Here is a 23,129-nt window from a genome sequence, read left to right as displayed (position 1 = left end):
AATGAGGACGGCACAGTACAGACCGTAGCCAAGGCAGACCTTACGGACAATCTTGACGGCACCTATACCTTTACCAACAATGATGGATCGGATGTAACTATTGACACCAATGGTATGGTGATCAGCAATGTCATTGCCGGTAACCTTATTGCTACGGTGACCGATGCCTCTGGTGCGGCTACCGATATTGATGAGAGCATTACCACCCTTAATGACAATACCGATGGCAGTTTTACCTATACCTCAGAGGATGGTACGGTGACCACTTTCACGGAAACCCTGACCAATGCGACAGACAACAACGATGGTTTTGTGACCTACACCAATGAGGACGGCACAGTACAGACCGTAGCCAAGGCAGACCTTACGGACAATCTTGACGGCACCTATACCTTTACCAATAATGATGGCAGCGATGTTACCATTGACACCAATGGTATGGTGATCAGCAATGTCATTGCCGGTAACCTGATAGCTACGGTGACCGATGCCTCTGGTGCGGCTACCGATATTGATGAGAGCATTACCACCCTTAATGACAATACCGATGGCAGTTTTACCTATACCTCGGAAGACAATACAACTACAACCTTTACAGGGACCGACGACCAAAACGCTTCGGAAGTTCCCTATACGCCATATCTTACAATAACCTCCATGGATGTTCAAGCTGCAATAAATGAGTTGAAAGATGAAGTTGATGCAAATTTAGACGGGTTTATAGTAGGCAATAGCACTTTTATAGATCTACAAAACGTAGGGTCAGCGACAACCCCAGACATTACAGCAGTCTTGTCCGCAACCGGAACTACTGATGCCACTACTTTTTTGAGAGGAGATAACACTTGGGCTGTGCCACCCACGGGTACAGATGACCAAACTGCTACAGAAGTCAATCTGGATACTGCAGTGGATACCAATGGAGATGCCACGAACGAAACCACCGTGGAGGAGGTCATACAGGCGATCGCGCCCATCACCTCGAAAGCTGCCCGCGTCTTTTATCCGCCGTCCATAGCGGTTGATGCTTCCGCCAATGGAACATTCAATGTGGATTTATACGCACAGTATATTGCTCAATTTGGAACTCCAACAGTCGCAAGTACTGGTGCTCCTGCATCGGTTCCAACGTACGCCGCAGCCGACTTATATTATTATGTAACCTATGCAGATCCTACAGTTTTTAACACGGGTACCATGAGCATCAATGCCAGTGGCGTATTATCCTACGAAATTATAGGGCAACCCGCTGATTACAACTCCTTAATTAACGTTGTTTTCGTTGTAAAATAATGGGGACTTTAAAAATAACAACGTGGGTTTGAAACATATATTAAAACATAAGTCAGTTTTCCTTAGTCTTGTTTTTACAATACTGGGGATTGCTTTTTCTTATTCGCAATTCCTTCTTCAGGCACCTACAGGTGGAGGCGAGAGCAATTATAGATGGTATGAGGCTTCAGACACCTCAACAGTTTTGAGTACGGATTTCTTTTATGAGACCAGCACTCCAGGGGTTTACTTTGCAACTTATGACGGAACACTTTGCGGTTCTAATGCCACAGGATACTTTATATTAACAGATTGTACATCTCCAGATAACCAGGTTACACTGGATATTGCTGCAAATGTAAATGGCAGTGCTACTGTAAGCTGGAATCCTGCCGTTGCCGGAAATCAATTGCAACCGGTGGTTACATCTACAACTTCGGTAGTTCGTTATGTGGCCACAATTAATAAAGCAGGTAATTCAACAGATCTCCCAGGTTTCACAGTGGTTTGTCTGCAACAGGCAGCCATCCTGGTAGACGATTTTATTACGCTTGATGAAGATACTTCCACCGTGGTCCCAATTTATGACAATGACAGCGATCTCCCTGCAATAGGAACTTTGACAACTACGAATCCTGCTAATGGTTCAGTTAGTATTAATAACAATGGGACTCCGAATGATCCAACAGATGACATTGTTACCTATACACCAAATCCGGATTACAACGGCCCCGATTCATTTGATTATACCGTCTGTAATACCACGGGAGATTGTAGTACCGCAACAGTTACTGTAGATGTGTTGCCTGTAGTAGATGCATTACCTGATTCTATAGCCACTATAGAAGATATTGCCGTTGATATAGACATTTTAGCAAATGACAACGATATTCCTACAGTAGGGACCCTCACAAATACGAGTCCCGCTGATGGCACAGCTGTAATCAATAATAATGGTACTCCGGGAGACCCTTCGGATGATAATATCACATATACTCCTAGTCCCGGTTTTATTGGGACAGATTCCTTTACCTATACCCTTTGCGATAATTTATCCAATTGCAGCACTGCAACAGTTACCATTCTGGTAAATCCAATTGGGGTGGATCTGGACACAGACAATGATGGCATAGTGGACAGTTTTGAAGATTTAAATTTAGACGGGGACAATGACCCATCAACAAATCCAACGGATACGGATAGTGACGGCATAGCAGATTATCTCGATATAGATAGTGATGATGATGGCATTCCGGACAACGTAGAAGCGCAATCAACCGCAGACTATACAGCACCTAGTGGTATAGATGCCAATAATAACGGTCTCGATGATGTATATGAAAATGGCGGCGGATTGGGAATTCTTCCCGTAGATACAGATGGTGATGGTCTGCCAGATTATGTTGATACCGATAGTGATGATGACAATGTTCCGGATAATATTGAGGGGCATGATATGGATAATAATGGCATTGCAGATGTAGTCTTTATAGGATCTGATAAGGATAATGATGGCCTCGACGATGGTTATGAGGGTTATACAGCTATTGATGACGATGTAAACGATGAGATTGATGATCCTTTTGATATGTTGCCAAACACAGATGGTGATTCCGAATCTGATTACAGGGATACGGATGATGATGATGATCTTATACCTACCGCTGCTGAGGATACCAATGGGGACGGAGATTTTACCAATGATGATATGGATGCAGACGGTATTCCGGATTATTTAGAACCAAATGCCAGCGAAGAGGATATTGAAGTATTTAATGTGGTAACCCCTAATGGAGATGGTATTCATGATGTTTTGAGCATTAGAGGGCTTGAAGATTTCCCAAATAATACCATTCGAATTTATAATAGATGGGGTGTACAGGTTTATGCTACAAATGCCTATAATACACAAGGCAATGTCTTTGATGGTACATCTCAAGGTAGAGCAACAGTAGATGTGGATAACAAACTTCCTGTAGGCACATATTTCTATATCCTTGATTATGAAAATGAAGATGGGATGCAGAAATCACTATCCGGATATATTTACATTAATAGATAAACCAATGCTGAAATTAACACATAAAAGTCATTTGCAAAGAAGCCTGATAGCCATATCTAGTCTTCTGGTTGTTCTATTAACCGGAATTCTTAATGCTCAGCAGGATGCGCAGTATACCCAGTATATGTACAATACGGTGAGTGTTAATCCGGCATATGCCGGTTCAAGAGGCCATATGAGTATAGCAGGTCTATATAGGTCTCAATGGGTAGGTTTGGATGGAGCGCCAAAAACGCAAACTTTCAATATGCATACACCATTGGGATATAGAGGCGTTGGTCTTGGGGTATCTATTGTAAACGACCAAATAGGGCCTACATCAGAAACGTTTTTTGATCTCGACTTTTCGTACACTATACAACTGGCTAAGGAATCTCGCTTAAGTTTTGGATTAAAAGCAAGTGCAAGTTTGTTAGATATCAGATTTTCTGAGTTAAACCAGGATGTAACAAACCCTGGTGGACCGGACCCAACATTACAAGAGGATATTACCAATAGGTTCTCACCCAATATAGGAGGTGGAGTCTACTATCATACAGATAGGTTTTATGCCGGGCTATCTGTTCCCAGAATTTTAGAAACTTCTCATTTTGATGAATCCTCACTTTCAACAGCCAAGGAACAAATGAATTTCTATCTTATTACAGGTTATGTTTTTGACATGAGTGCATTTTGGAAGTTTAAACCTGCCATTCTGCTTAAAGCTGCACAAGGCGCACCCTTGGGATTGGATTTGTCGGCTAATTTTATGTACAATGATAAATTAATCATGGGCCTCGCTTACAGATGGGATGCCGCGTTTAGTGCATTGGTGGGTTTTCAGTTATCCCCTTCTTTACTAATAGGTATGGCTTATGATAGGGAAATTACAGAATTGGGACAGGCCACTTTTAATAATGGTTCCTTTGAAATAATTCTGAGATATGAATTTATTAAAGTCAAAGGAAACTTAAAGTCTCCGCGATTCTTCTAGAATCATCTCATATTTAGTTACTTCACTTAATCAATTTTTTTCGATACTCTTACCCCAGAATATTGCATAAAGGTGCTACTTTTGTAAGATGGGAAATAAAAAAGAGGAAAATGTTATTCTCGTAAATCAGTTAGATGAAGAAATTGGTTTAATGCCAAAAATGGAGGCCCATGAAAAGGCTGTACTGCATAGAGCTTTTTCGGTTTTTATTATGAACAAAAATGGCGAGACTATGCTGCAACAAAGGGCTCAGCATAAATATCATTCTCCCTCATTGTGGACCAATACCTGTTGTAGTCATCAACGTCAAGGCGAGACCAGCTTAGAAGCAGGTAAAAGGAGGCTACAGGAGGAAATGGGTTTTAAAGCAGATTTAAAAGAACTTTTCTGGTTTATTTATAAAGCTCCTTTTGACAATGGTTTAACGGAACACGAGCTTGACCATGTTATGATTGGATATTATGAAGACCCACCAGTTATAAATAAGGACGAAGTGGCAGATTGGAAATGGATGAGTCCCACAAAGATTAAAAAAGATATTTCGGACAACCCTGATGAATATACGGTTTGGTTCAAAATAATATTTGAAAAGTTTTACGATCATCTTGTTAAAAACCATCAGGTAATATGAAAGTAAAAGTCAGCCGTAAGGCCCATTTTAATGCTGCACACCGCTTGTACCGTAAAGATTGGGATGATAATAAGAATAATGCAGTTTTTGGCAAATGTAATAACCCCAATTTTCATGGACATAACTATGAATTAGTAGTTAGTGTGACCGGGGAAATTGATCCTGAGACCGGTTTTGTCATAGATATGAAAATTCTGAAAGATTTGATCAAGTCTGAGATAGAAGAAGCTTTGGACCATAAGAATCTAAATGTTGAAGTCCCGGAGTTTAGGACATTAAATCCAACTGCAGAGAATATAGTTATTTTTATCTACAATAAATTAAGGCCTCATATAGATTCAAACAAGGAGCTGGAAGTTATTCTTTTTGAAACACCTCGTAATTTTGTCACCTACAATGGCTAAGTCATGGGTCTGAAAGTTGGGCAACTCATACCGCAATTTGCGCTACCTGATCAGGATGGCAAGTTATTTAATAGCAATGATATAGTAGGCAAGAAACCCTTTGTAATTTTCTTTTACCCAAAAGATAACACTCCTGGTTGTACATTAGAAGTATGTTCTTTCAGAGACAGTTATGAGGAGTTCACCGAACTTGGAGCGCTTGTCATTGGCATAAGTTCCGATTCTGAGAATACACATCGTAGATTTGCTTCGAAATATCACTTACCATTTAAACTTTTGGCCGATAAACAGAAGAAAGTACGTACTTTGTTTAAAGTTGAGAGTAAGTTGTTCAATTTACTTCCGGGCAGGGAAACTTATGTGGTAAGCAAGGAAGGTGTGATACTGATGGTCTTTAATAGTGTTAATGCTTCTCAACACATGAAAAAGGCGTTAGATGCACTTAAGCAATTGAAATCGAAATGAATTTATATCCATTAAAATTTTATCCCATACTTAAAGAACGTCTTTGGGGAGGTACAAAATTAGGTACATTATTAGGTAAAGAATTGAAAAGTGATCTTATTGGAGAAAGCTGGGAATTATCCGGAGTAACGGGAGATGTTTCGATTGTTGCCAATGGGTCTTTTAAAGGAACTGCACTGACGGATTTAATTAATCGGTTTCCTGAAGAGATACTTGGAAAAAGTGTTTTGGAACGTTTTGGAAAAGAGTTCCCAATCCTGATTAAATTCATTGATGCTCAAAAAGATCTTTCCATTCAGTTGCATCCTAATGATGAACTTGCAAGAAAACGTCATAATTCTTTTGGTAAAACCGAAATGTGGTATATAATGGATGCCGATAAAGATGCCGAGCTAATCATTGGGTTTAAAGAAGATATTTCTAAGGAAACTTATGTTGAAAGTCTGAAGAATGACACTTTAACGGACTTATTAAATTATGAAAATGTAAAAGAAGGTGACGCTTATTTTATAGGTGCCGGTAAAATACACGCAATAGGGGCAGGGGTATTAATAGCAGAAATACAACAAACTTCTGACCAAACTTATAGGGTGTATGATTATAATCGAAAAGATGCTCAGGGAAATCTAAGGGAATTACATACAGAATTGTCGATTGACGCAATTAGTTACGTCAAGCAAGACGACTTTAAAGTTGGCTATGGGCAGGAAGAAAACGTTTCTAACCCAATGGTTAATTGCCCTTATTTTAAAACTAACTTCATCAGTTTAAATAAAAATATCAAGTTAGATGTTTCTGATCGGGATTCCTTTACCATATACATGTGTCTTGATGGGGATGTCAAAATAGCTAACGATTTTGGATCGATCTCAATTAAAAAAGGGGAGACCGTTTTAGTACCGGCTATTACCAGCCATATTCTTTTGAATTCTGAACGAGCCAAACTTCTGGAAATTACTATTTGAAAAAGTGTACTTTTACACAAAATTTTGAGCGATGGCAAATATTAGAGAATTAAAAAAAGATATAAATTACGTATTAGGAGATATTATTGAAGCGGTTTATATTGTTGAGGCTTCCAATGACAAACCAGGTTCTAAAGAAGGTTCAGAGATTATTGATGGTGCGATAGCTACTTTTGACGATTTAATTTCAAAAGTAAATATAAAAGGTGTGGACAATAAAAAGGAACACTTAAAGAACGTACGCAAGGAACTGGAAGAAAAAGCCAGAGCGCTGGTAGATAAACTTAATAAATTACCGTAAGTCTTTACCTCTTGTATTATTTATTTTTTTCCTCTTCCAGATATTCTTGAAGGGCCCTGCCGTATTTACCATTGGCTACTTCCGGACTTAGTGAATTATTAATAGAATCAAGGTAAATTTTGTTTGCGTCCGGAACTTCTTTTAAGGCTATATATGGGGCAATATGAGATTCTTTGTTATTAAGAGCAAAATTCAGAGCAAAGAGATAACCCCTGCGTAAGTTCCTGTCACTTGCTTTTTGAATGGAATCCTGAGTTAAGGAATCTTTAGGGGTCTCAGGGTCATAGACGGCCCTCATAATTTCCAGATTTGTTGTGTTAAAACGGGACATGACTTTCCTGTATTCTTCAAGTTTCTTATGGCTTTCAGAACCTTCAATTTTAGCCTTGGTATCGAATGTATTCCAATTGGTATTAATAGTAATTGTACCGGGTTCACCAAAAAAAGTAATTCTGTCATTTACATCATTATTGTCTTTTTTATTAAGGTATAAATAAAAAATCTCAGGACTGTCCAGTTCAGTTTTAAACGTGAAGTTACCATCACCTTCAACCTTCAGAGAATCTATGACTACAAGAGAAGTATCCGGTATATGCTGAAGATAAAGCGTGCCTTTTTTTAATCCTTTTACCTTACCGGTAACGGTCATTGTATTTTCGGTATCCTTAGTCCCGCAAGAGGTTAATATGGCTAAGCTTATTAAAGTAATTATTACGTTCCTCATAGTATTTTATTTCTGCCGCAAATATCATTAAAGTTTATTGGAAATTTAAACTTTTGAAGCAATTTCCATTAGCAGACCACATATATAAGCACCGGCAGTACCTACAACATAACCCAAGACAGCCAGCAAAATACCTACAGAGGTGAGCGAAGGGTGAAACTCTGCTGCCACGATAGGGGCAGATGCTGCTCCACCTACATTAGCCTGACTACCTACAGCCAGGAAAAAGTAAGGAGCCCTAATAATTTTAGCGACAAGAATTAATAACCCTGCATGTATTGAAATCCAGATTAGACCAACTACAATCAAACCTGGTTTGTCTAAAAAGCTTCCTAAATCCATTTTCATCCCAATGGTTGCCACAAGGATATAGATAAATAACCCCCCGATTTTACTTGCACCGGCTCCTTCATAGTTTTTAGCCTTTGTGAAGGACAGAATTATACCAATGGTTGTGGCAAAAACAACCATCCACAAAAATTCTGAACCCAGGGAAGAAAGGGCTTTTTGCTTATTCCGGATAACTTCAAAATTATCTTGTAAGAATTCTGAAAAATGGAAACCGCTAAAATGAGCAATACCAACTGCAGTAAATGCCAAACTCAACATAATTATATAGTCGTGAAGCGTTGTAACCCGCGTAATTTTTGCGGTATATTCCGAAACTTTTGTTTTAAGGGTTTCAATAGAAGATGTATCCGCCTTTAACCACTTGTCAATCCTGTCAGACTTTCCAATCCCCAGAAGGATTATGGCCATCCAAATATTGGCTACAACAATATCTATCAATACCATGTCCCCGAATTTTTTGGGGTTATAAGCAAAAACTTCAAGCATGGCTGCCTGGTTTGCCCCACCGCCAATCCAGCTTCCCGCAATAGTCGATAATCCTCTCCATACCGCATCAAAATCATTTCCGCCTACCGTTTCAGGAGAAAAGATGGAAACTATTAAAATGGCAATCGGGCCACCAACAATAATACCGGCAGTTCCGGTTAAGAACATAATAAGTGCTTTGGAACCGAGATTTAGTATCGCTTGAAGATCAATACTTAATGTCATAAGTACCAATGCCGCTGGTAGTAAATACCTGCTGGCAATATAATACAGTTTTGAATTTTCTTCTGTTATAAGTCCCGAACTGGTTAATATTGCTGGCAGTAAGTAGCACATTAAAAGAGTTGGAACAATTGTATAGAATTTTTTCCAAAATCCGGTTTTAATGGAAGAAGTGTAGAATACAAATCCAAGACAGAGACATAACAAACCAAAAATTACGGTGTCCTCAGTTATTGGTAAATGGTTCATGGAAGCTTATTTAATGGTGAAAAGCTTTCAAATATAATGAAATTAGATGGGGCTAATCACACTAAAAATGAACCTATATATTCAGCCAATAAGTTATTTTTAGATTAATAGATCTTGTCTTTGGTGCAAAACCATCCACAAAATAATTATCATTATAAACAAGAAAAAGATCAGAAAGTGGAGCAAAACGCCATTGTAATCTGGAATTAATGCCAAAATTGTCTCGCTGATTGCTATATTGAATTAAGGTTGACCAAAATATAGATTTGCTAAATGTGACTTCAATTTTTGGACTTATCAGCCAGATGTCTGCACTGGGGTAAGGATCTGGCAGTGAAATTTTATCATACCTCATTATCATAGAGAGAAATACTTTTGGTTGAAAGCGTAAGGTCATTCCTCCTTGAATAGAAAAGCGGTCACCATTAAAAAAACGACCAATAGATGGTTCAGCGGAATAAGAGAAAATTTTTCTGCGGTCGGAGTTATATTCTGCTTTAACGCTGTTGTAGTGGTATCCCTGATTCCCTGGTAATGGTATACCACCATCTGTATCTGTTGGATCAAATTCATCAATCAAAAAAGTATATTTATTCGAGAATTCGATGTTGAACCTGGACTGATCCTTTAATCTGGCTTCCCACTGACCTCTGAATTCATTGTCGGTATTCTTAAAATCCATACTTGGGCTCCATATAAATATAGGAAAGAACTGGAAAGAATGATTTTGGATAAAACTATTACTTGGCCAAAATACACGTTCAAATTGAACAAAGCTTTTTAAAATATCCGTGCGCCGTACAAAACCCAAATCTGATCTGAAATCTTCGCCTATATATACTAATTTCCCTGAAGACTTGTAATTTCTTGAGTTGTATTCCAGGCGGGCGCCAGTGGCTAAATCTTTACCGTCACTCTCCGGTTGAAATGACTTCTGAAAAAAGAGTTTCCCATTCCATACATTATCCTGTGAAATCAGATTGTAATCGAGCCCTAGGACCCGGTTGTATTTATCTTCCGGCAAAACAAAATCGTAGTCTTTAATAGATTGCCTGTTAATAAAGAATAGACCAATGTTTGACCTTGCAAAAACCTTCTGCTGCAGGGCCAGCATCATATTGTTATTAGAGGGTATTTCATTCTCTTCATCTGCAGAAGTTTGGATATTAAGAAAACCCAACCGCAGGTCTTTCGTTAGCTTCCCACTTAATCGTACACCACCGATGATGGTATTTTCAATGGTGTTATCTGCAGTATCCTTTGCAATACCTATCCTTCTTGAAAAAAAAGGATTTGCATCCCGGGAATCACCAAAATTTCCAAACAGGTCACTATTATCAATAAAGAATTGCCTTTTTTCCGGTAGTGAAACTTCAAATCGAGTAAGATTTGTAACCTGGTCATCTACTTCTACCTGAGAAAAATCTGGATCTATGGTAATATCCAGATTCATGCTATTCCCAATTGATATTTTGGCATCTCCTCCAACCTTAAACTTATTAGTGGTATTACCTTCTTCAAAATCTTTGAGAATGCTTCCATTTATGTAGGGTATTAGTGCCATTGGGGTTCTCGATTTGCCGAGTGGTTTCTCAAAAACCATGTCGCCCATAAAGCCTAAACCAAATACTCTTTGGTTTTGAGGAATATTTATCCATGTACTGGTTTCGTTAGATTGACTGTCAAATCGATAACTGTTAAACTTCCATTTTGTCTCCCCTTCTTTAAACTTAAATGAAGTGAGCGGAATAACCATTTCTGAAGTATACCAGCTGTTATAAATCTTTGAATCTCCTTTCCACTTTACATCCCATGTTGTAGTAAAACTCCTGGGGTCCTGGCCTCCTCCGGAAACAAGGCCCTCTCTACGCACCCCATAAGGGTTAATACCAAATAAAAAGGCGTTTGTACCATCACTAAAGGTGTCAAAAAGTAAGCTAATGTTATCACTGTTTCCGGCTCGGTAATCTCTTTTCAACGATTGAATAGCATAATCCTTACCCAAAGCATAAACCGTAATTCCTATATAAAGGTTTTTATCATCATAAAGCATTTTAATATCCGTCTGTTGCCTGGCCTGAATGGAATCTAAAGGAAAATATTCCCAAAAATTATTGGCGCTATTCGCTGTTTCCCATATGGGTTCGTCCAAAACCCCATCGGGGACAATAGTCTTATCGATTTTTTTAACAATAAAAGACCTGGTTTCATTCTGACCGTAGTAAATAGAGGATTTAATATTACTTTGTCCGTAAAAGGTAATTGAAGTAAAAAATAAGGTTAAAAAAATAAACGTTTTCACTCTTAAATATAGATTAGACATCATAAAAAGTCTAGACAATTTTAAAAATCGTTTTTAATAGAAAATAGGATAACAAAGATCTTCGTTTTTATTTTGTGGACAATGCCATTTCTGTAAACGACCTGAGTTGCATTGTGAACGACATATTCCCTGGAATTTCGTTTAGTTGTTTATAGATTAGTAATGATATTTTAATGTGGTATAGAAGCATAAAATTACAGTTATATTCTGTCAAAATAGTATCAAATTTTGATTTTCTATGATTTATATCTGTGACGCTAATTTTACTGCTTGAAATTTTTGGTTTTCTTCTTTTTGGGATTTTTAAAAAGTCTTTTAAAGAAACCATCTCGTTTTAAAGGTTCGCAATCAAGCATTGAAATAACCGCAGCATCCGGTTTAATAAACTTTGCCCTGGTTATGTAATTATAGGATGTATCACTATTTAATTTTTGCATCCAAAGAGCAAAAATGGGTAATGCCGCACTGGCCCCCTGACCAAGCGAAGTGTTTTTGAAACCAATTTCGTGATTGTCTAAACCCACCCATGTAACATGAATTATTTTAGGAGTAAGGGCAACAAACCAGGCATCTTTATTATTCTGGGTTGTTCCGGTCTTGCCTGCAATATCATTTTTTAAACCGTAAGTATTGCGTATTCGGGCTCCTGTTCCTTCGTTTATGGTAGCTTTCATAAATTCCAGCATAATCTGCCGGTTTTCTTCACTAAATGCTTGAACGGAAGAAACTGTTGGCACAAAAGTATCAAGTATGGAATCTTTGTAATTATGTATGCTACTTATCAAAATGGGTTTAACAGCTTTCCCGTTATTTACATAACTGGCATATGCCCCTGCCATTTCTTCTACACCTATTTCACCTGCACCAAGTGCTAATGATGGTAAACTTGGTAAATCTGCCGTAATTCCCATTTTTTTAGCCTGTTCCAGCACATTCGGTATTCCTGTTTTTTCCAACACTTTTACGGCCACAGTATTTACTGAATTACTCAATGCCTGTTTCATGGAATAATTCATAAAGGGCTCATCTTTGTTCCCCGAATTGGATGGGGACCAGCCCTCCATGTTTTTATATACAACTTCTTCTGCAGAAAAATAAGTGCATGGCGCAATTCCATTTTCCAATGCTGCAGTATATACTATGGGTTTAAATGTAGACCCTACCTGTCTTCTGCTCTGAGAAATATGATCATACTTAAAAACTTTATAATCAATTCCACCTATCCAGGTCTTTACAGCCCCAGTACCAGGATCTATTGAAATAGAACCGGTGTTTAGAAATTTCATGTAATGCTTAACGCTGTCTATAGAACTTTTTTCGAGTTCTTTTTCTCCTTCCCATGAAGTAAGAGTCATTAATTTCTTCTGTCTTAAGGTATCAAGGGCTTGTTCCTCATTCAACCCCTTTTCTATAAGATTTTTATAAGCTATTGATTTCTTCACCGTTTTAAGAATTAATTCTTTATTAGTGAGCCAAGGGGCAGAATTACCATAACTCTTCTCAAAACTTTTTTGAAGTGCTTTCATATGAGTTTTCATAGCCTCTTCTGCCAAGACCTGCATTTTATAATCGAGAGTAGTATATATTTTAAGCCCTGAGGTATAAATATTATAAGAATTTCCCTGTTCATTTTGCGTTTTACACCAGTTGAGGATTTGCTTTCGAACTTCTTCTCTAAAATATGGAGCCAATCCCTGATTATGGTCAAAATTCTTATAATTTATTATCAACGGCAGAGATACCAGGCTATCTTTTTCTTCTGTTTTAATAAAGCCCTGGTCTGCCATGGCACTCAATACCAGGTTTCTTCTTAGGAGACTATTTTTAGGAAAAACTCTTGGATTATAAGTGTAGGTGGCTTTAAGCATTCCTATGAGAACAGCCGCTTCCTCAATATTTAGTGAATGGGCGCTTTTACCAAAGAATTTTAAGGCAGCACTTTCTATACCAAAAGTATTGTCACCAAATGAAACTGTGTTTAAATATTGCTGTAAAACCTCTTCCTTACTATAAATTGCTTCAAGTCTGGAAGCAACAATCATTTCTTTAATTTTATCAATGGTCAAATAGAACGTTCCCGTTCTTGTTCTGGGATAAAGATTTTTAGCTAACTGCTGGCTAATTGTGCTGCCACCGCCTGAGGCTTTATTTTGCAATAAAACCGTTTTCAAGGCAACACGGAATAAACTTCTGTAATCTATTCCCGAATGATCATAAAAACGTTCATCTTCAATGGCTATAAGCGCATTTATTAAATGCTTTGGAATATTTTTATACGATATGGGTTGTCTGTCATTGAGGTAATACTTTCCAATCAGAACACTATCTGCGGTGTATACTTCTGAAGCTCTTGGGTGTTGAAATTCTGCTAATGATTTCTTGTCTGGAAGTTCTCCCCAGGCGCCAAAATAAATACTCAGCACAAAAATTGTGGCCATCGTTATAAGCATGACCATTACGATCAGAGCATACCTCAAAAGGGGAGGGTTTATCTTTTTAAAAATCACTTTTATGGATTTATTGGTGCAAGATGATATAAATTAATTAAAATAGTACATGCCTTAACAATAGATTAATGCCCTATTCTTTAATTTTGAAAAAAATTCAGCGATGAGGAGTATTGTTTTGTTATGTCTTTTGAGTGCCCATTTAGTAATGGGAAATTCTAATTTCTGGTCCAAAACCGGGCACAGGGTAGTTGGAGAGGTAGCAATGGGGCATTTGAACAGAAAAACTAACCGCGAGGTTTCAAAATTACTAAACGGACAAAGCCTGGCAGCAGTTTCCAATTATGCTGATATAATTAAGTCGGACAGGGCCTTTAAAAATTTCTCAACCTGGCATTATGTAAATATACCGTTGGACAAGAATTATTCAGAGGTGGAACCAAGCCCAAATGGTGATTTGGTTACCGGAATTCAAAAATGTATTGAAATACTAAAAAATCAAAATAGTACTGAAGCAGATAGAATCTTCTATTTAAAAATGCTTATTCATTTAATTGGTGATTTGCATCAACCCATGCATGTTGGGCGGGCAGAGGATAAAGGAGGTAATGATATTCAACTGCAGTGGTTTGGAAAAGGCAGTAACCTGCATAGGGTTTGGGATTCTAATATGATTAATGATTATGGTATGAGTTATACCGAACTATCAAAAAAATTACCGGTCCTTGATAAAGAACAAATAAGAGAAATAAAAAAAGGTACAGTTTTGGAATGGGTGAAGGAATCACAGGAATTGGTAAATGAAATATATTCCTCCGTTGGGAAAGGAGAAAAGTTAGGCTATTCTTACAGTTATAAATATTGGAACACCGTAGAAAAACAATTACAAAAAGGTGGACTTCGTTTAGCTCAGGTATTAAATGACATTTTTAGTTAAGCCATATAGAATTGGATAATTAGAATGGTAATTTGCCTAATAAATAGGAAATTAAGCGATGTTTTATGTCTTTTATTTCACTTTGCAAGTTATACTATTAAGGTTGTGTATGAGGAAATTAGCATAGTATACCAAAGTGTTAAAGATAGTACTCAACTCTGCAGTAAATGGTATAAAAAAATCGACTTATATAAGTCGATTTTTTTATTGGATAACTCTAAAGGTCAGGTTAATTCTTTCCCCAACTGGCCTGGTTGTTTTGGCTATCTGATGGTGCCAGTTATGTTGTGTTTGGCCACTCATTAGAAGCAGACTTCCATGCTCCAGAAGGATTTTATGTTTTAATTCCTTTAATTTCCTATGCCTTAGGTGGAAATAACGCTCCTGGCCCAGAGATACTGACGCTATTACCGGATTCTTACCTAATTCCTCTTCATCATCTGAATGCCAGCCATTACTGTCTTTTCCATCTCGATAGAGATTTAAAAGACAGCTTGAAAATTCAACGGGAGTCAACTTTGATATTTTTTTCCTAATATCTAATAAGGTTTCATTAAATGGCAGAGGATTCATAACAATACCTGAATAGGAATAAGATCGATTATTATTTCCATATAGTGCCGTTAACCGGGGCTGAGGGTATAATTTACCATAAACTCTTATTTCATCCTGACGCCATGGCACTGAAGATTTTAGCAATTTGAAATAGGTGCTGGCATTCTCATAGTCCAGGAAATTGGAGAAATATGTGATATCGCTATCAGGTAGTTGTAATTTAAATTTTTTCAAAAGTTTTAATCTATTATTGGACTACTTTTTTTAACCTGTTTCGGTATTCAGAAGGATTTTGACCGGTAAATGCCTTAAAAGATTTATTAAAGTGCGAAAAATTATTAAAGCCGCTTTCAAAACAAATGTCTGTAATGCTCATAGGCTGTTCAGCAAGTAATTTTGATGCGTGCACCAGGCGATATTCATTAACAAATTGAATAAAGGTTTTGTTTGTTATTTTTTTGAAATATCTGCAGAAGGAAGGAACCGTCATTCCGGCCCTATCTGCAATTTCAGAAAGGGTTACTTCTTCTTTAAAATTATTTCTTACATGATTAAAAACGATATTTATTCGGTCGTTATCCTCAATATCTGTTTTAAACGAGAATCCTTCCGCATTCAAAACCTTAAAATCCTGAGAATTTGCCAGTTCATTTAATATGGACAAAATGGATAACAACTGTTCAAAATCTGATTCATTTTCCAGATTTTCCAGTTTTTCACCAACTATATTTTTGGTTTCACCACCAAAAGCAACGCCACCCCTTGCAATTTCGAACAAAGTCTGGGTTTGTCTCATTTCTGGAATATTAAAAAAAGAATTACCCAAAAAGTCCGCTTTCATTTGTATAACAATTTCACTTTTATTCCCTGTAAATTTATCAGTAAATCCACAATGAGGTAAATTACTTCCAATTAAGATTAAATCGCCATCGGTATAACATGAAATGTGACTTCCAATCTGGCGTTTGCCTGCTCCTCCGTTAACATAAACTAATTCTATTTCAGGATGGTAGTGCCACAAATTGTCTTTGTTATTCTTTGAGGAATCAAATTTTTGATACGTATATGAATGCCCAAAATTAGGGGCAATAGCTTCAAAAGTCGGTTTGTACTTTTTCATTTTTTTTTGATGATTGATAAGATAAAATTACTCAACCCCGTTTTAGTCTTTTGTTACAAAATTACCCAATATATGTGGAATATTAACCTTCATTTTATAAATATGATAACATGCGGTTAAAATAGGATATAAATTAGAAAACCTGGTTGTATTTCCTGAAATGCTATGGTGGTAAGTTTGTCCTGTAAATTATTCATTAACTCTAAAACGAAATGTTATGAAAACAAATTTGAAATTTACCGCAATGATTGCCTTTATGTTTATTACAGCAGTAGGCCTGGCAAAAGAACCTAAAGTAAGCTTGTTGACAGAAGGTCAATCCAAAAGCTTAATTGTAGCATTAGATTCAAAGAACAACAAGACTATTCTCAAGATAATTGATGAAAATCAGAATATTATATTTTCGGAGAAAATTTCAGTAAATTCTTATACCAAGAAGTTTGACCTGGACAAACTTGAGAACGGTTCTTATTTATTTGAATTGGACGATTCCCTAAGGACCTTAACTTATACAATAAGGGTTGAGAACGAGGAAGTAAAAATTCTGAGAAGAATTGAAAATAACAAACCTATATTCAGGAAAATCGGTGCTAAACTCTATCTTAATTTACTTAATCTGGATAGTAAAGATGTGGAAATCAAAGTTTTTGATAGTGATAACCGCACTTTGTTTAGTGAAGTAGTTGAGAACGAAAATATAGTATCTAAGGCCTTTAATTTTGAAACAGCTCGTAAAGATCACTATACTATAGTAGTAAAGGATGGTGAAAATACTTACTATGAAGACATTGTAGTTAATTAGTATGTTGTTTAGTTTAGTTTAAAAAGGGGCCTTGTTGGCCCCTTTTTTTTACGAATATTTTTTTAGACGTTCACATTTATATTCTTGAAACGCATGATTTTATATTAACAGTCTTAAGATTTTTTCATCTTTTTTCTTTGCATAAAGCAATTGAAATAATTGATGTGCAGTTAATAAATTATCTGAAGGTTTAACAAGGCTTAGGTAGACCTGACCTTTTTCCAGTACGTTAACATAGGCCCCCGGGAAATCATATTCAATGCACTCTTTCAAAATCCGAGGAGTAACCATTGCGGGCACTAGTTGTAAAATTACCTAAAATATGTAGAATATTAACCTATAATCTATAATAGGATTAATATGCGGTTAAAATAGGATATAAATATGAAAACCTGGTTGTATTCTCAGACATGCTTTGGTGGTAAATTTGTCCTGTAAATTATTCATTAACTCTAAAACGAAATGTTATGAAAACAAATTTGAAATTTACCGCAATGATTGCCTTTATGTTTGCTTCAGTAGTAGGCTTGGCAAAAGAACCTAAACTAGGCTTGATGACAGAAGGTCCGTCTAAAAGCTTAATTGTAGAATTGGATTCAAAAAACAACAAGACCCTTCTAAAGAGAATTGAGAATACCAAGCCGGTATTTAGAAAAAAGGGAGCAATGCTCTTTCTTAACTTACTTAACCTGGATGGTAAAGACGTGCAAATTAAAGTTTATGATAGTGATAACCGCACTTTGTTTAGTGAAGTAATTGAGAACGAAAGCATTGTAACAAAAGCTTTTAATTTTGAAACCGCCATTGAAGATCACTACACTGTAGTGGTAAAGGATAGTAAAAATACATACTATGAAAGCATTGTAGTTAATTAGTATGTTGTTTAGTTAAGTATTAAATAGGGGCCTTTTCGGCCCCTTTATTATAGATGTTTTTTTAGACGTTCTCTTTTATATTCAGGTAGTGCATGATTTTCTATGGCAAGCCTTAAGATTTTTTCATCTTTTTTCTTTGCATAAAGCAATTGAAAAAATTGATGTACAGTTAATAAATTATCTGAAGGTTTAACAAGGCTTAGGTTATCTCCTGAGGAGACCTGACCTTCTTCTAGTACTTTCACATAAGCCCCCGGGAAACCGTATTCAATGAACTCTTTCAAAATCTGCTGATTACCAAACCTTACTCCTAATTTAAAACAAGGTTCCCTGGGCTGTGATATCTGCACCAATGCACTGCCAATTTTATATATATCACCTATTCTGATCTGTGTTTCATCCATTTCGCTAACGCTAAGGTTCTCTCCAAACATTCCCCAATTCCATTCAAGATCCGGATAGCGTTTTTTCCAATACGGATAATGTTTTACAGAAAAGAGATAACAGGCCTTGTGAATACCTCCGTGTACCCTGCGGTCTGCAATAGAATCATTCGCCACTGTTTCTTTATCTAAAACCAAAGGTGAGCTTGTTGGGTATTTAAAGATCCCTGTACTTAGCACTTTTCCATTCCAGGCAATTTTGGTTAAATTCCCAATATTTGTAGATAACACTTGCATCTTCTAAAGATATTATGCCTTAGAATCAAATACAAATCAAAGAGTTTAATTTCCTGATCCATTTGCCATTTTTTGGATTATTAAAATTCTATTATTTAAGAAGTTCAACCAAAATTCAAAGTAAGCAAATAAAAAAGCCATCACTTATCTTTATGATGGCTTAATATCCAAGGTAATGGATAAACTTATTTATTCCTCTTTGTCCAACTTTTTTGTAAGTGTAAAACCGGCAAAAAGTCCAAGACCGGCCATCAGGAAGATTGTTCCCGGATATGCCACTTCCTCATCCAAGCCCATTGCATTTACAAATACAGAGGCTATAAATATGGCCAAGCCCACACCTATCAATAATAATGAAAAATTAAGGATTAGTACTTTCCAGAAAGGGGCCGCATGTCCGCGTTTTCCCTTAACAAAAATACTTGCATCGGCACCTTTTTCAATTAACGCAAGGCGTTCTTTATTTCGTGTCGAAAAATATAAATAAAAAACTCCAAAAATTGCCCCGAATACGAGTGCAACTATAATAATTTCTCCTCCCATTTTATTTAGTTTTTAATGGATTAAACAATTTGTTCATAGGGTATGACGAACAAATTTCCAGGATGGTTACAGGATTAGATATTTTTTTTAGTATTTTATGTAACCAGGAGGTTATTTTATAAGTCTGATATAACAAATGAGCCAAAAACCGGACGACTACCTTATTGATAAGGTTATAAAAGGGGAAAACAATGCCTATGCTGAATTGGTAGACCGATATAAGCAAATGGTATACACCCTGGCATATAAAATTGTAAAAAACCGGGAGGATGCTGAGGAAGTAGCGCAGGATACTTTTGTAAAAGCTTATAATGCATTGAACGATTTTAAGGGTGATTCCAAGTTTTCTACCTGGTTGTATAAGATTGCTTATTACAGAAGTTTGGACTATTTGAAAAAGAATAAGAGACGGGTTGAGACAACCAAAATAGATATTTCTGAAGAATATAATATTGCATCACTAGATGATGCCTTAGATGCGCTGGAAGCAAAAGATCGAACAGAAATAATAAAAAATGCAATTCAGAAACTACCTGGTGAAGATTCAGTTTTGATTACCCTGTATTATTTTGAAACGCTATCAATGAATGAAATATCAAAAGTTATGGGAATATCTTCTAATACTATTAAAGTGCGGTTGTTTAGAGGAAGAAAGCGTTTAGCAAAAATTTTGGAAAATAATTTAGAAAAAGAAATTATACATAGTTATGGAAGAAAATAAAGATAAACAGCTTGATGATTTTGTAAAAAAAGTTGTAAAAAATATAGGGCTTGAGACACCTTCTGATCATTTTACCCAAAGCATTATGTCAAAAATAGTTGCTCAAAAAGAGAATAGCACCATAACTATTTATAAACCTTTGATTTCAAAAACAGGCTGGTTAGTTTTAGCCGCGATTACTCTTTTTCTATTTGCTTTCATAATTTTTGGAAATTTAGACCTCAACGTTGGTTGGTTGTCGAGTATCGATCGGGTGGCTTCATACAAAATTGGTTTTTTTGATACTCTTAAACAGTTACGTTTGCCAAATACCCTGGTTTACGGGCTTATGGGACTTACATTTTTTATTTATGTGCAGATTATTTTTTTGAAAAAGCATTTAGAAAATAGGTATGCTACAAACTGAGCCTTCATTAAAATATTTTAAGCCTAAAATAGCTTTTAACTGTACAAATAGGAATACGCCCAATACATAAGTCCAAATTGTAGCGGTATTCTTAGAAGTAGGATCCATTTTGGGATTCCTGTAGACGCTTTTTTTTCCGACAACATATAAAAGTGAACAGTAAGGAAAATAGCTAACATAGCTATTATCCCATATATGGCGGGATCTTTGAGTTTAGGAGACAACAGGCTTATTCCCAATACTATTTCCGAAATACCACTTAAAGCTACCAAAAGTCTGTGATTTGGGAGATACCTGGGCATTATGCGGAGGTAGACTTTGGGTTTTATAAAATGCATAATACCTGCAAGGATATACATTAAGGACATTAGCAGAAAATGCCAGGTATAATTCATTTGCTATGAAATAACATAAAATTAAAAATAAAAAACTTCACGGGCCACCGGAAATTATCCTATTGATAATCTATGTGCGCCCGTGAAGCATTCAATGAACATGAATTTCTTGCTAATCTTTAAAAATCACCTATTTAATCATCTCGTAACTTCGGCTAATAAACTTAGTTAGTTCTTCTCCCTTTAATAGGCCTTTTGATAATCGGGCAAGATCCAAAGACTGATTTATTAATCGATCTCTTTTTTTAGCTGTCTTTGTCCCAAGAATTTCACTAACTAGTGGATGATTTATATTTACTATTAAATTATACATTTCAGGCATGTTTCCCATGCCAAACATTCCACCGCCTCCGGTTTGCTGCATTTCCTTCATACGTCTCATGAATTCCGGCTCTGTAATAATAAAGGGAGAAGCCTCACTGTCCATGGCTTCCAATTGCACAGTATAACCTTTATCTGTAGTTACCTCTTCTATATTAGTTTTAAGGCGTTCCTTCTCTTCATCAGACAATTTACTTATTTGTGTATCTTCCTTTTTGATTAGATTATCTAAATGATCGGCATCTACCCTGGCAAAAGACAATTTCTCATTTGAAGTCTCTAATTTTTGCATCAAATGTGATACAATAGGCGAGTCAAGAAGTAGTACTTCAAAACCTTTAGCTTTGGCTGCTTCAATATAACTATGTTGTGACTCCTTATCTGATGCATAGAGTACGACCAATTTGTCATCTTTATCTGTTTGTAGGGCTTTAATTTTTTCCTTCAACTCTTCAAAAGTGAAATAAGCGCCATCAACCGTGGGATACAAAGCAAATTTATCTGCTTTTTCAAAGAATTTTTCTTCGGACAACATTCCGTATTCGATGACTATTTTAATATCATTCCATTTTTTCTCAAAATCCTCACGATTATTTTTGAATAAAGCTGTAAGCTTATCTGCAACCTTTCTCGTTATATATGAGGAAATCTTCTTAACTGCACCATCTGCCTGGAGGTATGATCTGGAAACATTCAGGGGAATATCCGGGGAATCAATTACACCTCTCAGCATTGTAAGGAATTCAGGAACTATTCCTTCAACATTATCAGTTACAAAAACCTGATTCTGATATAGCTGAATTCTGTCCTTCTGAATACTTAAATCATTAGTTAGCTTTGGGAAATAAAGTATGCCTGTCAGGTTAAAAGGGTAATCCACATTTAAATGAATATGGAATAAGGGCTCTTCAAATTGCATTGGATACAATTCCCTGTAAAAATTCTTGTAATCCTCATCTTTTAAATCTGCAGGCTTTTTAGTCCAGGCAGGGTTGGGATTATTTATTATGTTGTCAACTTCTTTAGTTGGAGCCGGATCATCTTCTTTCGCATCTTCAGGTTTGGGAAGAGTCTCTGTCTTTGTTCCAAATTTAATTGGAATAGGCATAAATTTATTGTACTTGTGCAATAATTCAGTTATCCTGTTCTCCTCTAAAAATTCAGTAGAATCATCAGCAATACTCAAAACTATTTCTGTACCGTGCTCTTTTTTATTCGATTTTTTCAAATTGAATTTAGGAGAACCATCACAGCTCCAATGTACCGCTGGTGCATCGGTATAACTCTTGGTGATAATCTCAACCTTATCCGCAACCATAAAGGAAGAATAAAAGCCCAAACCAAAATGTCCGATAATGCCTGAGTCTTTGTCCGCATCCTTGTATTTGTCAAGGAATTCTTCTGCACCGGAAAACGCTATGTCATTAATATACTTTTTAACTTCTTCTTCACTCATACCAATCCCTTGGTCAATGATATGAAGTTTTTTACCCTCCTTATCTATCTTAACCTCAATCATCGGATTTCCGTACTCTATCTTTGCCTCGCCAATTGAGCTAAGGTGTTTTAATTTGAGAGTCGCATCCGTGGCATTTGAAATTAATTCGCGTAAAAATATCTCGTGATCGCTATAGAGGAATTTTTTAATTAATGGGAAAATGTTTTCAACTGAAACATTAATCTTACCTGTAGCCATATTTATTAGTTTTTTTAAATTATAACTTACACATGTCAAAAAAAGTACCATACTGTATGTAGGTGACAAACTGACACTTTAACTTCTTCTGGAATCTGCAAAGCTAAACTTTAACAAATTTTATGTTTAATTTATATGGATAATAATTAAACATTATGTATTTTTGACTTGTGATTGCGAAACATCAATTGCTATGAAAAAGA

24 protein-coding genes are annotated in these 23,129 nt (G+C 36.3%); 13 read left to right on the top strand and 11 right to left on the bottom strand.

Going from position 1 to position 23,129, the window contains the following annotated elements; all coding sequences use genetic code 11:
• The 8 genes from Q0874_RS13690 to Q0874_RS13655 all read left to right on the top strand — a co-directional run.
• A partial coding sequence (locus tag Q0874_RS13690) for a hypothetical protein (protein WP_299163967.1) occupies nt 1–1,293 on the top strand: 1,293 nt, incomplete at its 5' end.
• Between the two features lie 28 nt (nt 1,294–1,321).
• The gene (locus tag Q0874_RS13685; RefSeq protein WP_299163965.1) at nt 1,322–3,334 is read left to right on the top strand and encodes a gliding motility-associated C-terminal domain-containing protein; all 2,013 of its coding nucleotides are present in this window, start codon (nt 1,322–1,324) and stop codon (nt 3,332–3,334) included.
• A 4-nt stretch (nt 3,335–3,338) separates the two neighbouring features.
• Nucleotides 3,339–4,307, top strand: a complete 969-nt coding sequence (locus Q0874_RS13680; RefSeq protein ID WP_299163963.1) for a type IX secretion system membrane protein PorP/SprF — start codon at nt 3,339–3,341, stop codon at nt 4,305–4,307.
• An 88-nt stretch (nt 4,308–4,395) separates the two neighbouring features.
• The gene (gene idi, locus Q0874_RS13675; protein ID WP_299163962.1) at nt 4,396–4,938 is read left to right on the top strand and encodes an isopentenyl-diphosphate Delta-isomerase; all 543 of its coding nucleotides are present in this window, start codon (nt 4,396–4,398) and stop codon (nt 4,936–4,938) included.
• Entirely contained in the window at nt 4,935–5,342 is a 408-nt protein-coding gene (locus tag Q0874_RS13670) for a 6-carboxytetrahydropterin synthase (RefSeq protein ID WP_299163961.1), read from the top strand. Before idi ends, Q0874_RS13670 begins: the two co-directional genes overlap by 4 nt.
• A gap of 3 nt (nt 5,343–5,345) precedes the next feature.
• Entirely contained in the window at nt 5,346–5,807 is a 462-nt protein-coding gene (locus Q0874_RS13665; protein ID WP_299163960.1) for a peroxiredoxin, read from the top strand.
• Entirely contained in the window at nt 5,804–6,772 is a 969-nt protein-coding gene (locus tag Q0874_RS13660; protein WP_299163959.1) for a type I phosphomannose isomerase catalytic subunit, read from the top strand. Before Q0874_RS13665 ends, Q0874_RS13660 begins: the two co-directional genes overlap by 4 nt.
• Nucleotides 6,773–6,803: 31 nt before the next feature.
• Nucleotides 6,804–7,073: a hypothetical protein gene (locus Q0874_RS13655; RefSeq protein ID WP_299163958.1), complete on the top strand. Its 270-nt coding sequence runs from the start codon at nt 6,804–6,806 to the stop codon at nt 7,071–7,073.
• Between the two features lie 16 nt (nt 7,074–7,089).
• Here the strand turns inward: Q0874_RS13655 and Q0874_RS13650 are convergent, their stop codons facing one another.
• From Q0874_RS13650 to Q0874_RS13635, 4 genes are all read right to left on the bottom strand, one after another.
• A complete protein-coding gene (locus tag Q0874_RS13650) occupies nt 7,090–7,797 on the bottom strand; it encodes a DUF4369 domain-containing protein (protein WP_299163956.1) in 708 nt (235 codons plus the stop codon).
• A 45-nt stretch (nt 7,798–7,842) separates the two neighbouring features.
• Nucleotides 7,843–9,105 carry a DUF819 family protein gene (locus tag Q0874_RS13645; protein ID WP_299163955.1) on the bottom strand — a complete coding sequence of 421 codons (1,263 nt, stop codon included), beginning with the start codon at nt 9,103–9,105 and terminating at the stop codon, nt 7,843–7,845.
• Between the two features lie 73 nt (nt 9,106–9,178).
• Nucleotides 9,179–11,407 carry a DUF5916 domain-containing protein gene (locus Q0874_RS13640; RefSeq protein ID WP_299163954.1) on the bottom strand — a complete coding sequence of 743 codons (2,229 nt, stop codon included), beginning with the start codon at nt 11,405–11,407 and terminating at the stop codon, nt 9,179–9,181.
• Nucleotides 11,408–11,691: 284 nt separating this feature from the next.
• Nucleotides 11,692–13,935 (bottom strand): transglycosylase domain-containing protein, encoded by a 2,244-nt coding sequence (locus Q0874_RS13635; RefSeq protein ID WP_299163953.1) that lies wholly within the window; start codon nt 13,933–13,935, stop codon nt 11,692–11,694.
• 103 nt (nt 13,936–14,038) lie between these two features.
• Here Q0874_RS13635 and Q0874_RS13630 point away from each other — a divergent pair, with 103 nt between their 5' ends.
• Nucleotides 14,039–14,812, top strand: a complete 774-nt coding sequence (locus Q0874_RS13630) for a S1/P1 nuclease (RefSeq protein ID WP_299163952.1) — start codon at nt 14,039–14,041, stop codon at nt 14,810–14,812.
• A 204-nt stretch (nt 14,813–15,016) separates the two neighbouring features.
• Here Q0874_RS13630 and Q0874_RS13625 read toward each other — a convergent pair whose 3' ends face one another.
• Both Q0874_RS13625 and Q0874_RS13620 read right to left on the bottom strand, forming a co-directional pair.
• Nucleotides 15,017–15,601 carry an alpha-ketoglutarate-dependent dioxygenase AlkB gene (locus tag Q0874_RS13625; RefSeq protein WP_299163951.1) on the bottom strand — a complete coding sequence of 195 codons (585 nt, stop codon included), beginning with the start codon at nt 15,599–15,601 and terminating at the stop codon, nt 15,017–15,019.
• Between the two features lie 13 nt (nt 15,602–15,614).
• Nucleotides 15,615–16,487, bottom strand: a complete 873-nt coding sequence (locus Q0874_RS13620; RefSeq protein WP_299163950.1) for an AraC family transcriptional regulator — start codon at nt 16,485–16,487, stop codon at nt 15,615–15,617.
• Between the two features lie 217 nt (nt 16,488–16,704).
• Here Q0874_RS13620 and Q0874_RS13615 point away from each other — a divergent pair, with 217 nt between their 5' ends.
• Nucleotides 16,705–17,289, top strand: a complete 585-nt coding sequence (locus tag Q0874_RS13615) for a hypothetical protein (protein WP_299163949.1) — start codon at nt 16,705–16,707, stop codon at nt 17,287–17,289.
• 99 nt (nt 17,290–17,388) lie between these two features.
• Here Q0874_RS13615 and Q0874_RS13610 read toward each other — a convergent pair whose 3' ends face one another.
• The gene (locus tag Q0874_RS13610; RefSeq protein ID WP_299163948.1) at nt 17,389–17,562 is read right to left on the bottom strand and encodes a hypothetical protein; all 174 of its coding nucleotides are present in this window, start codon (nt 17,560–17,562) and stop codon (nt 17,389–17,391) included.
• 194 nt (nt 17,563–17,756) lie between these two features.
• Between Q0874_RS13610 and Q0874_RS13605 the strand changes: the two genes are divergently transcribed.
• Nucleotides 17,757–18,164 carry a hypothetical protein gene (locus Q0874_RS13605; protein WP_299163947.1) on the top strand — a complete coding sequence of 136 codons (408 nt, stop codon included), beginning with the start codon at nt 17,757–17,759 and terminating at the stop codon, nt 18,162–18,164.
• A 47-nt stretch (nt 18,165–18,211) separates the two neighbouring features.
• On the opposite strand, the gene Q0874_RS13600 is transcribed toward Q0874_RS13605, so the two are convergent.
• Nucleotides 18,212–18,844, bottom strand: a complete 633-nt coding sequence (locus Q0874_RS13600) for an MOSC domain-containing protein (RefSeq protein ID WP_299163946.1) — start codon at nt 18,842–18,844, stop codon at nt 18,212–18,214.
• A gap of 189 nt (nt 18,845–19,033) precedes the next feature.
• Nucleotides 19,034–19,387, bottom strand: a complete 354-nt coding sequence (locus tag Q0874_RS13595; protein ID WP_299163945.1) for a DUF6249 domain-containing protein — start codon at nt 19,385–19,387, stop codon at nt 19,034–19,036.
• Between the two features lie 136 nt (nt 19,388–19,523).
• Between Q0874_RS13595 and Q0874_RS13590 the strand changes: the two genes are divergently transcribed.
• Nucleotides 19,524–20,108, top strand: coding sequence for a sigma-70 family RNA polymerase sigma factor (locus Q0874_RS13590; protein ID WP_299163944.1), 585 nt, complete (start codon nt 19,524–19,526; stop codon nt 20,106–20,108).
• Nucleotides 20,095–20,514, top strand: a complete 420-nt coding sequence (locus Q0874_RS13585; protein WP_299163943.1) for a hypothetical protein — start codon at nt 20,095–20,097, stop codon at nt 20,512–20,514. Before Q0874_RS13590 ends, Q0874_RS13585 begins: the two co-directional genes overlap by 14 nt.
• A gap of 35 nt (nt 20,515–20,549) precedes the next feature.
• Here the strand turns inward: Q0874_RS13585 and Q0874_RS13580 are convergent, their stop codons facing one another.
• Both Q0874_RS13580 and htpG read right to left on the bottom strand, forming a co-directional pair.
• Complete coding sequence (locus Q0874_RS13580; RefSeq protein ID WP_299163942.1) at nt 20,550–20,909, bottom strand: MauE/DoxX family redox-associated membrane protein; 360 nt, start codon at nt 20,907–20,909, stop codon at nt 20,550–20,552.
• A gap of 130 nt (nt 20,910–21,039) precedes the next feature.
• A complete protein-coding gene (gene htpG, locus Q0874_RS13575; protein ID WP_299163941.1) occupies nt 21,040–22,926 on the bottom strand; it encodes a molecular chaperone HtpG in 1,887 nt (628 codons plus the stop codon).
• Nucleotides 22,927–23,129 lie beyond the last annotated feature (203 nt).

This window comes from uncultured Eudoraea sp. (assembly GCF_947490415.1).
GTDB lineage: Bacteria > Bacteroidota > Bacteroidia > Flavobacteriales > Flavobacteriaceae > Eudoraea.
This window is presented reverse-complemented; position numbering and strand designations above follow the sequence as displayed.

Excerpts from the sequence above, each read along its gene's own strand:
- Q0874_RS13680 (WP_299163963.1), top strand. The coding sequence starts at position 3,339 with ATGCTGAAATTAACACATAAAAGTCATTTGCAAAGAAGCCTGATAGCC.
- idi (WP_299163962.1), top strand. The coding sequence starts at position 4,396 with ATGGGAAATAAAAAAGAGGAAAATGTTATTCTCGTAAATCAGTTAGAT.
- Q0874_RS13670 (WP_299163961.1), top strand. The coding sequence starts at position 4,935 with ATGAAAGTAAAAGTCAGCCGTAAGGCCCATTTTAATGCTGCACACCGC.
- Q0874_RS13665 (WP_299163960.1), top strand. The coding sequence starts at position 5,346 with ATGGGTCTGAAAGTTGGGCAACTCATACCGCAATTTGCGCTACCTGAT.
- Q0874_RS13660 (WP_299163959.1), top strand. The coding sequence starts at position 5,804 with ATGAATTTATATCCATTAAAATTTTATCCCATACTTAAAGAACGTCTT.
- Q0874_RS13655 (WP_299163958.1), top strand. The coding sequence starts at position 6,804 with ATGGCAAATATTAGAGAATTAAAAAAAGATATAAATTACGTATTAGGA.
- Q0874_RS13650 (WP_299163956.1), bottom strand. The coding sequence starts at position 7,797 with ATGAGGAACGTAATAATTACTTTAATAAGCTTAGCCATATTAACCTCT.
- Q0874_RS13645 (WP_299163955.1), bottom strand. The coding sequence starts at position 9,105 with ATGAACCATTTACCAATAACTGAGGACACCGTAATTTTTGGTTTGTTA.
- Q0874_RS13630 (WP_299163952.1), top strand. The coding sequence starts at position 14,039 with ATGAGGAGTATTGTTTTGTTATGTCTTTTGAGTGCCCATTTAGTAATG.
- Q0874_RS13620 (WP_299163950.1), bottom strand. The coding sequence starts at position 16,487 with ATGAAAAAGTACAAACCGACTTTTGAAGCTATTGCCCCTAATTTTGGG.
- Q0874_RS13615 (WP_299163949.1), top strand. The coding sequence starts at position 16,705 with ATGAAAACAAATTTGAAATTTACCGCAATGATTGCCTTTATGTTTATT.
- Q0874_RS13605 (WP_299163947.1), top strand. The coding sequence starts at position 17,757 with ATGAAAACAAATTTGAAATTTACCGCAATGATTGCCTTTATGTTTGCT.
- Q0874_RS13600 (WP_299163946.1), bottom strand. The coding sequence starts at position 18,844 with ATGCAAGTGTTATCTACAAATATTGGGAATTTAACCAAAATTGCCTGG.
- Q0874_RS13595 (WP_299163945.1), bottom strand. The coding sequence starts at position 19,387 with ATGGGAGGAGAAATTATTATAGTTGCACTCGTATTCGGGGCAATTTTT.
- Q0874_RS13590 (WP_299163944.1), top strand. The coding sequence starts at position 19,524 with ATGAGCCAAAAACCGGACGACTACCTTATTGATAAGGTTATAAAAGGG.
- Q0874_RS13585 (WP_299163943.1), top strand. The coding sequence starts at position 20,095 with ATGGAAGAAAATAAAGATAAACAGCTTGATGATTTTGTAAAAAAAGTT.
- Q0874_RS13580 (WP_299163942.1), bottom strand. The coding sequence starts at position 20,909 with ATGAATTATACCTGGCATTTTCTGCTAATGTCCTTAATGTATATCCTT.
- htpG (WP_299163941.1), bottom strand. The coding sequence starts at position 22,926 with ATGGCTACAGGTAAGATTAATGTTTCAGTTGAAAACATTTTCCCATTA.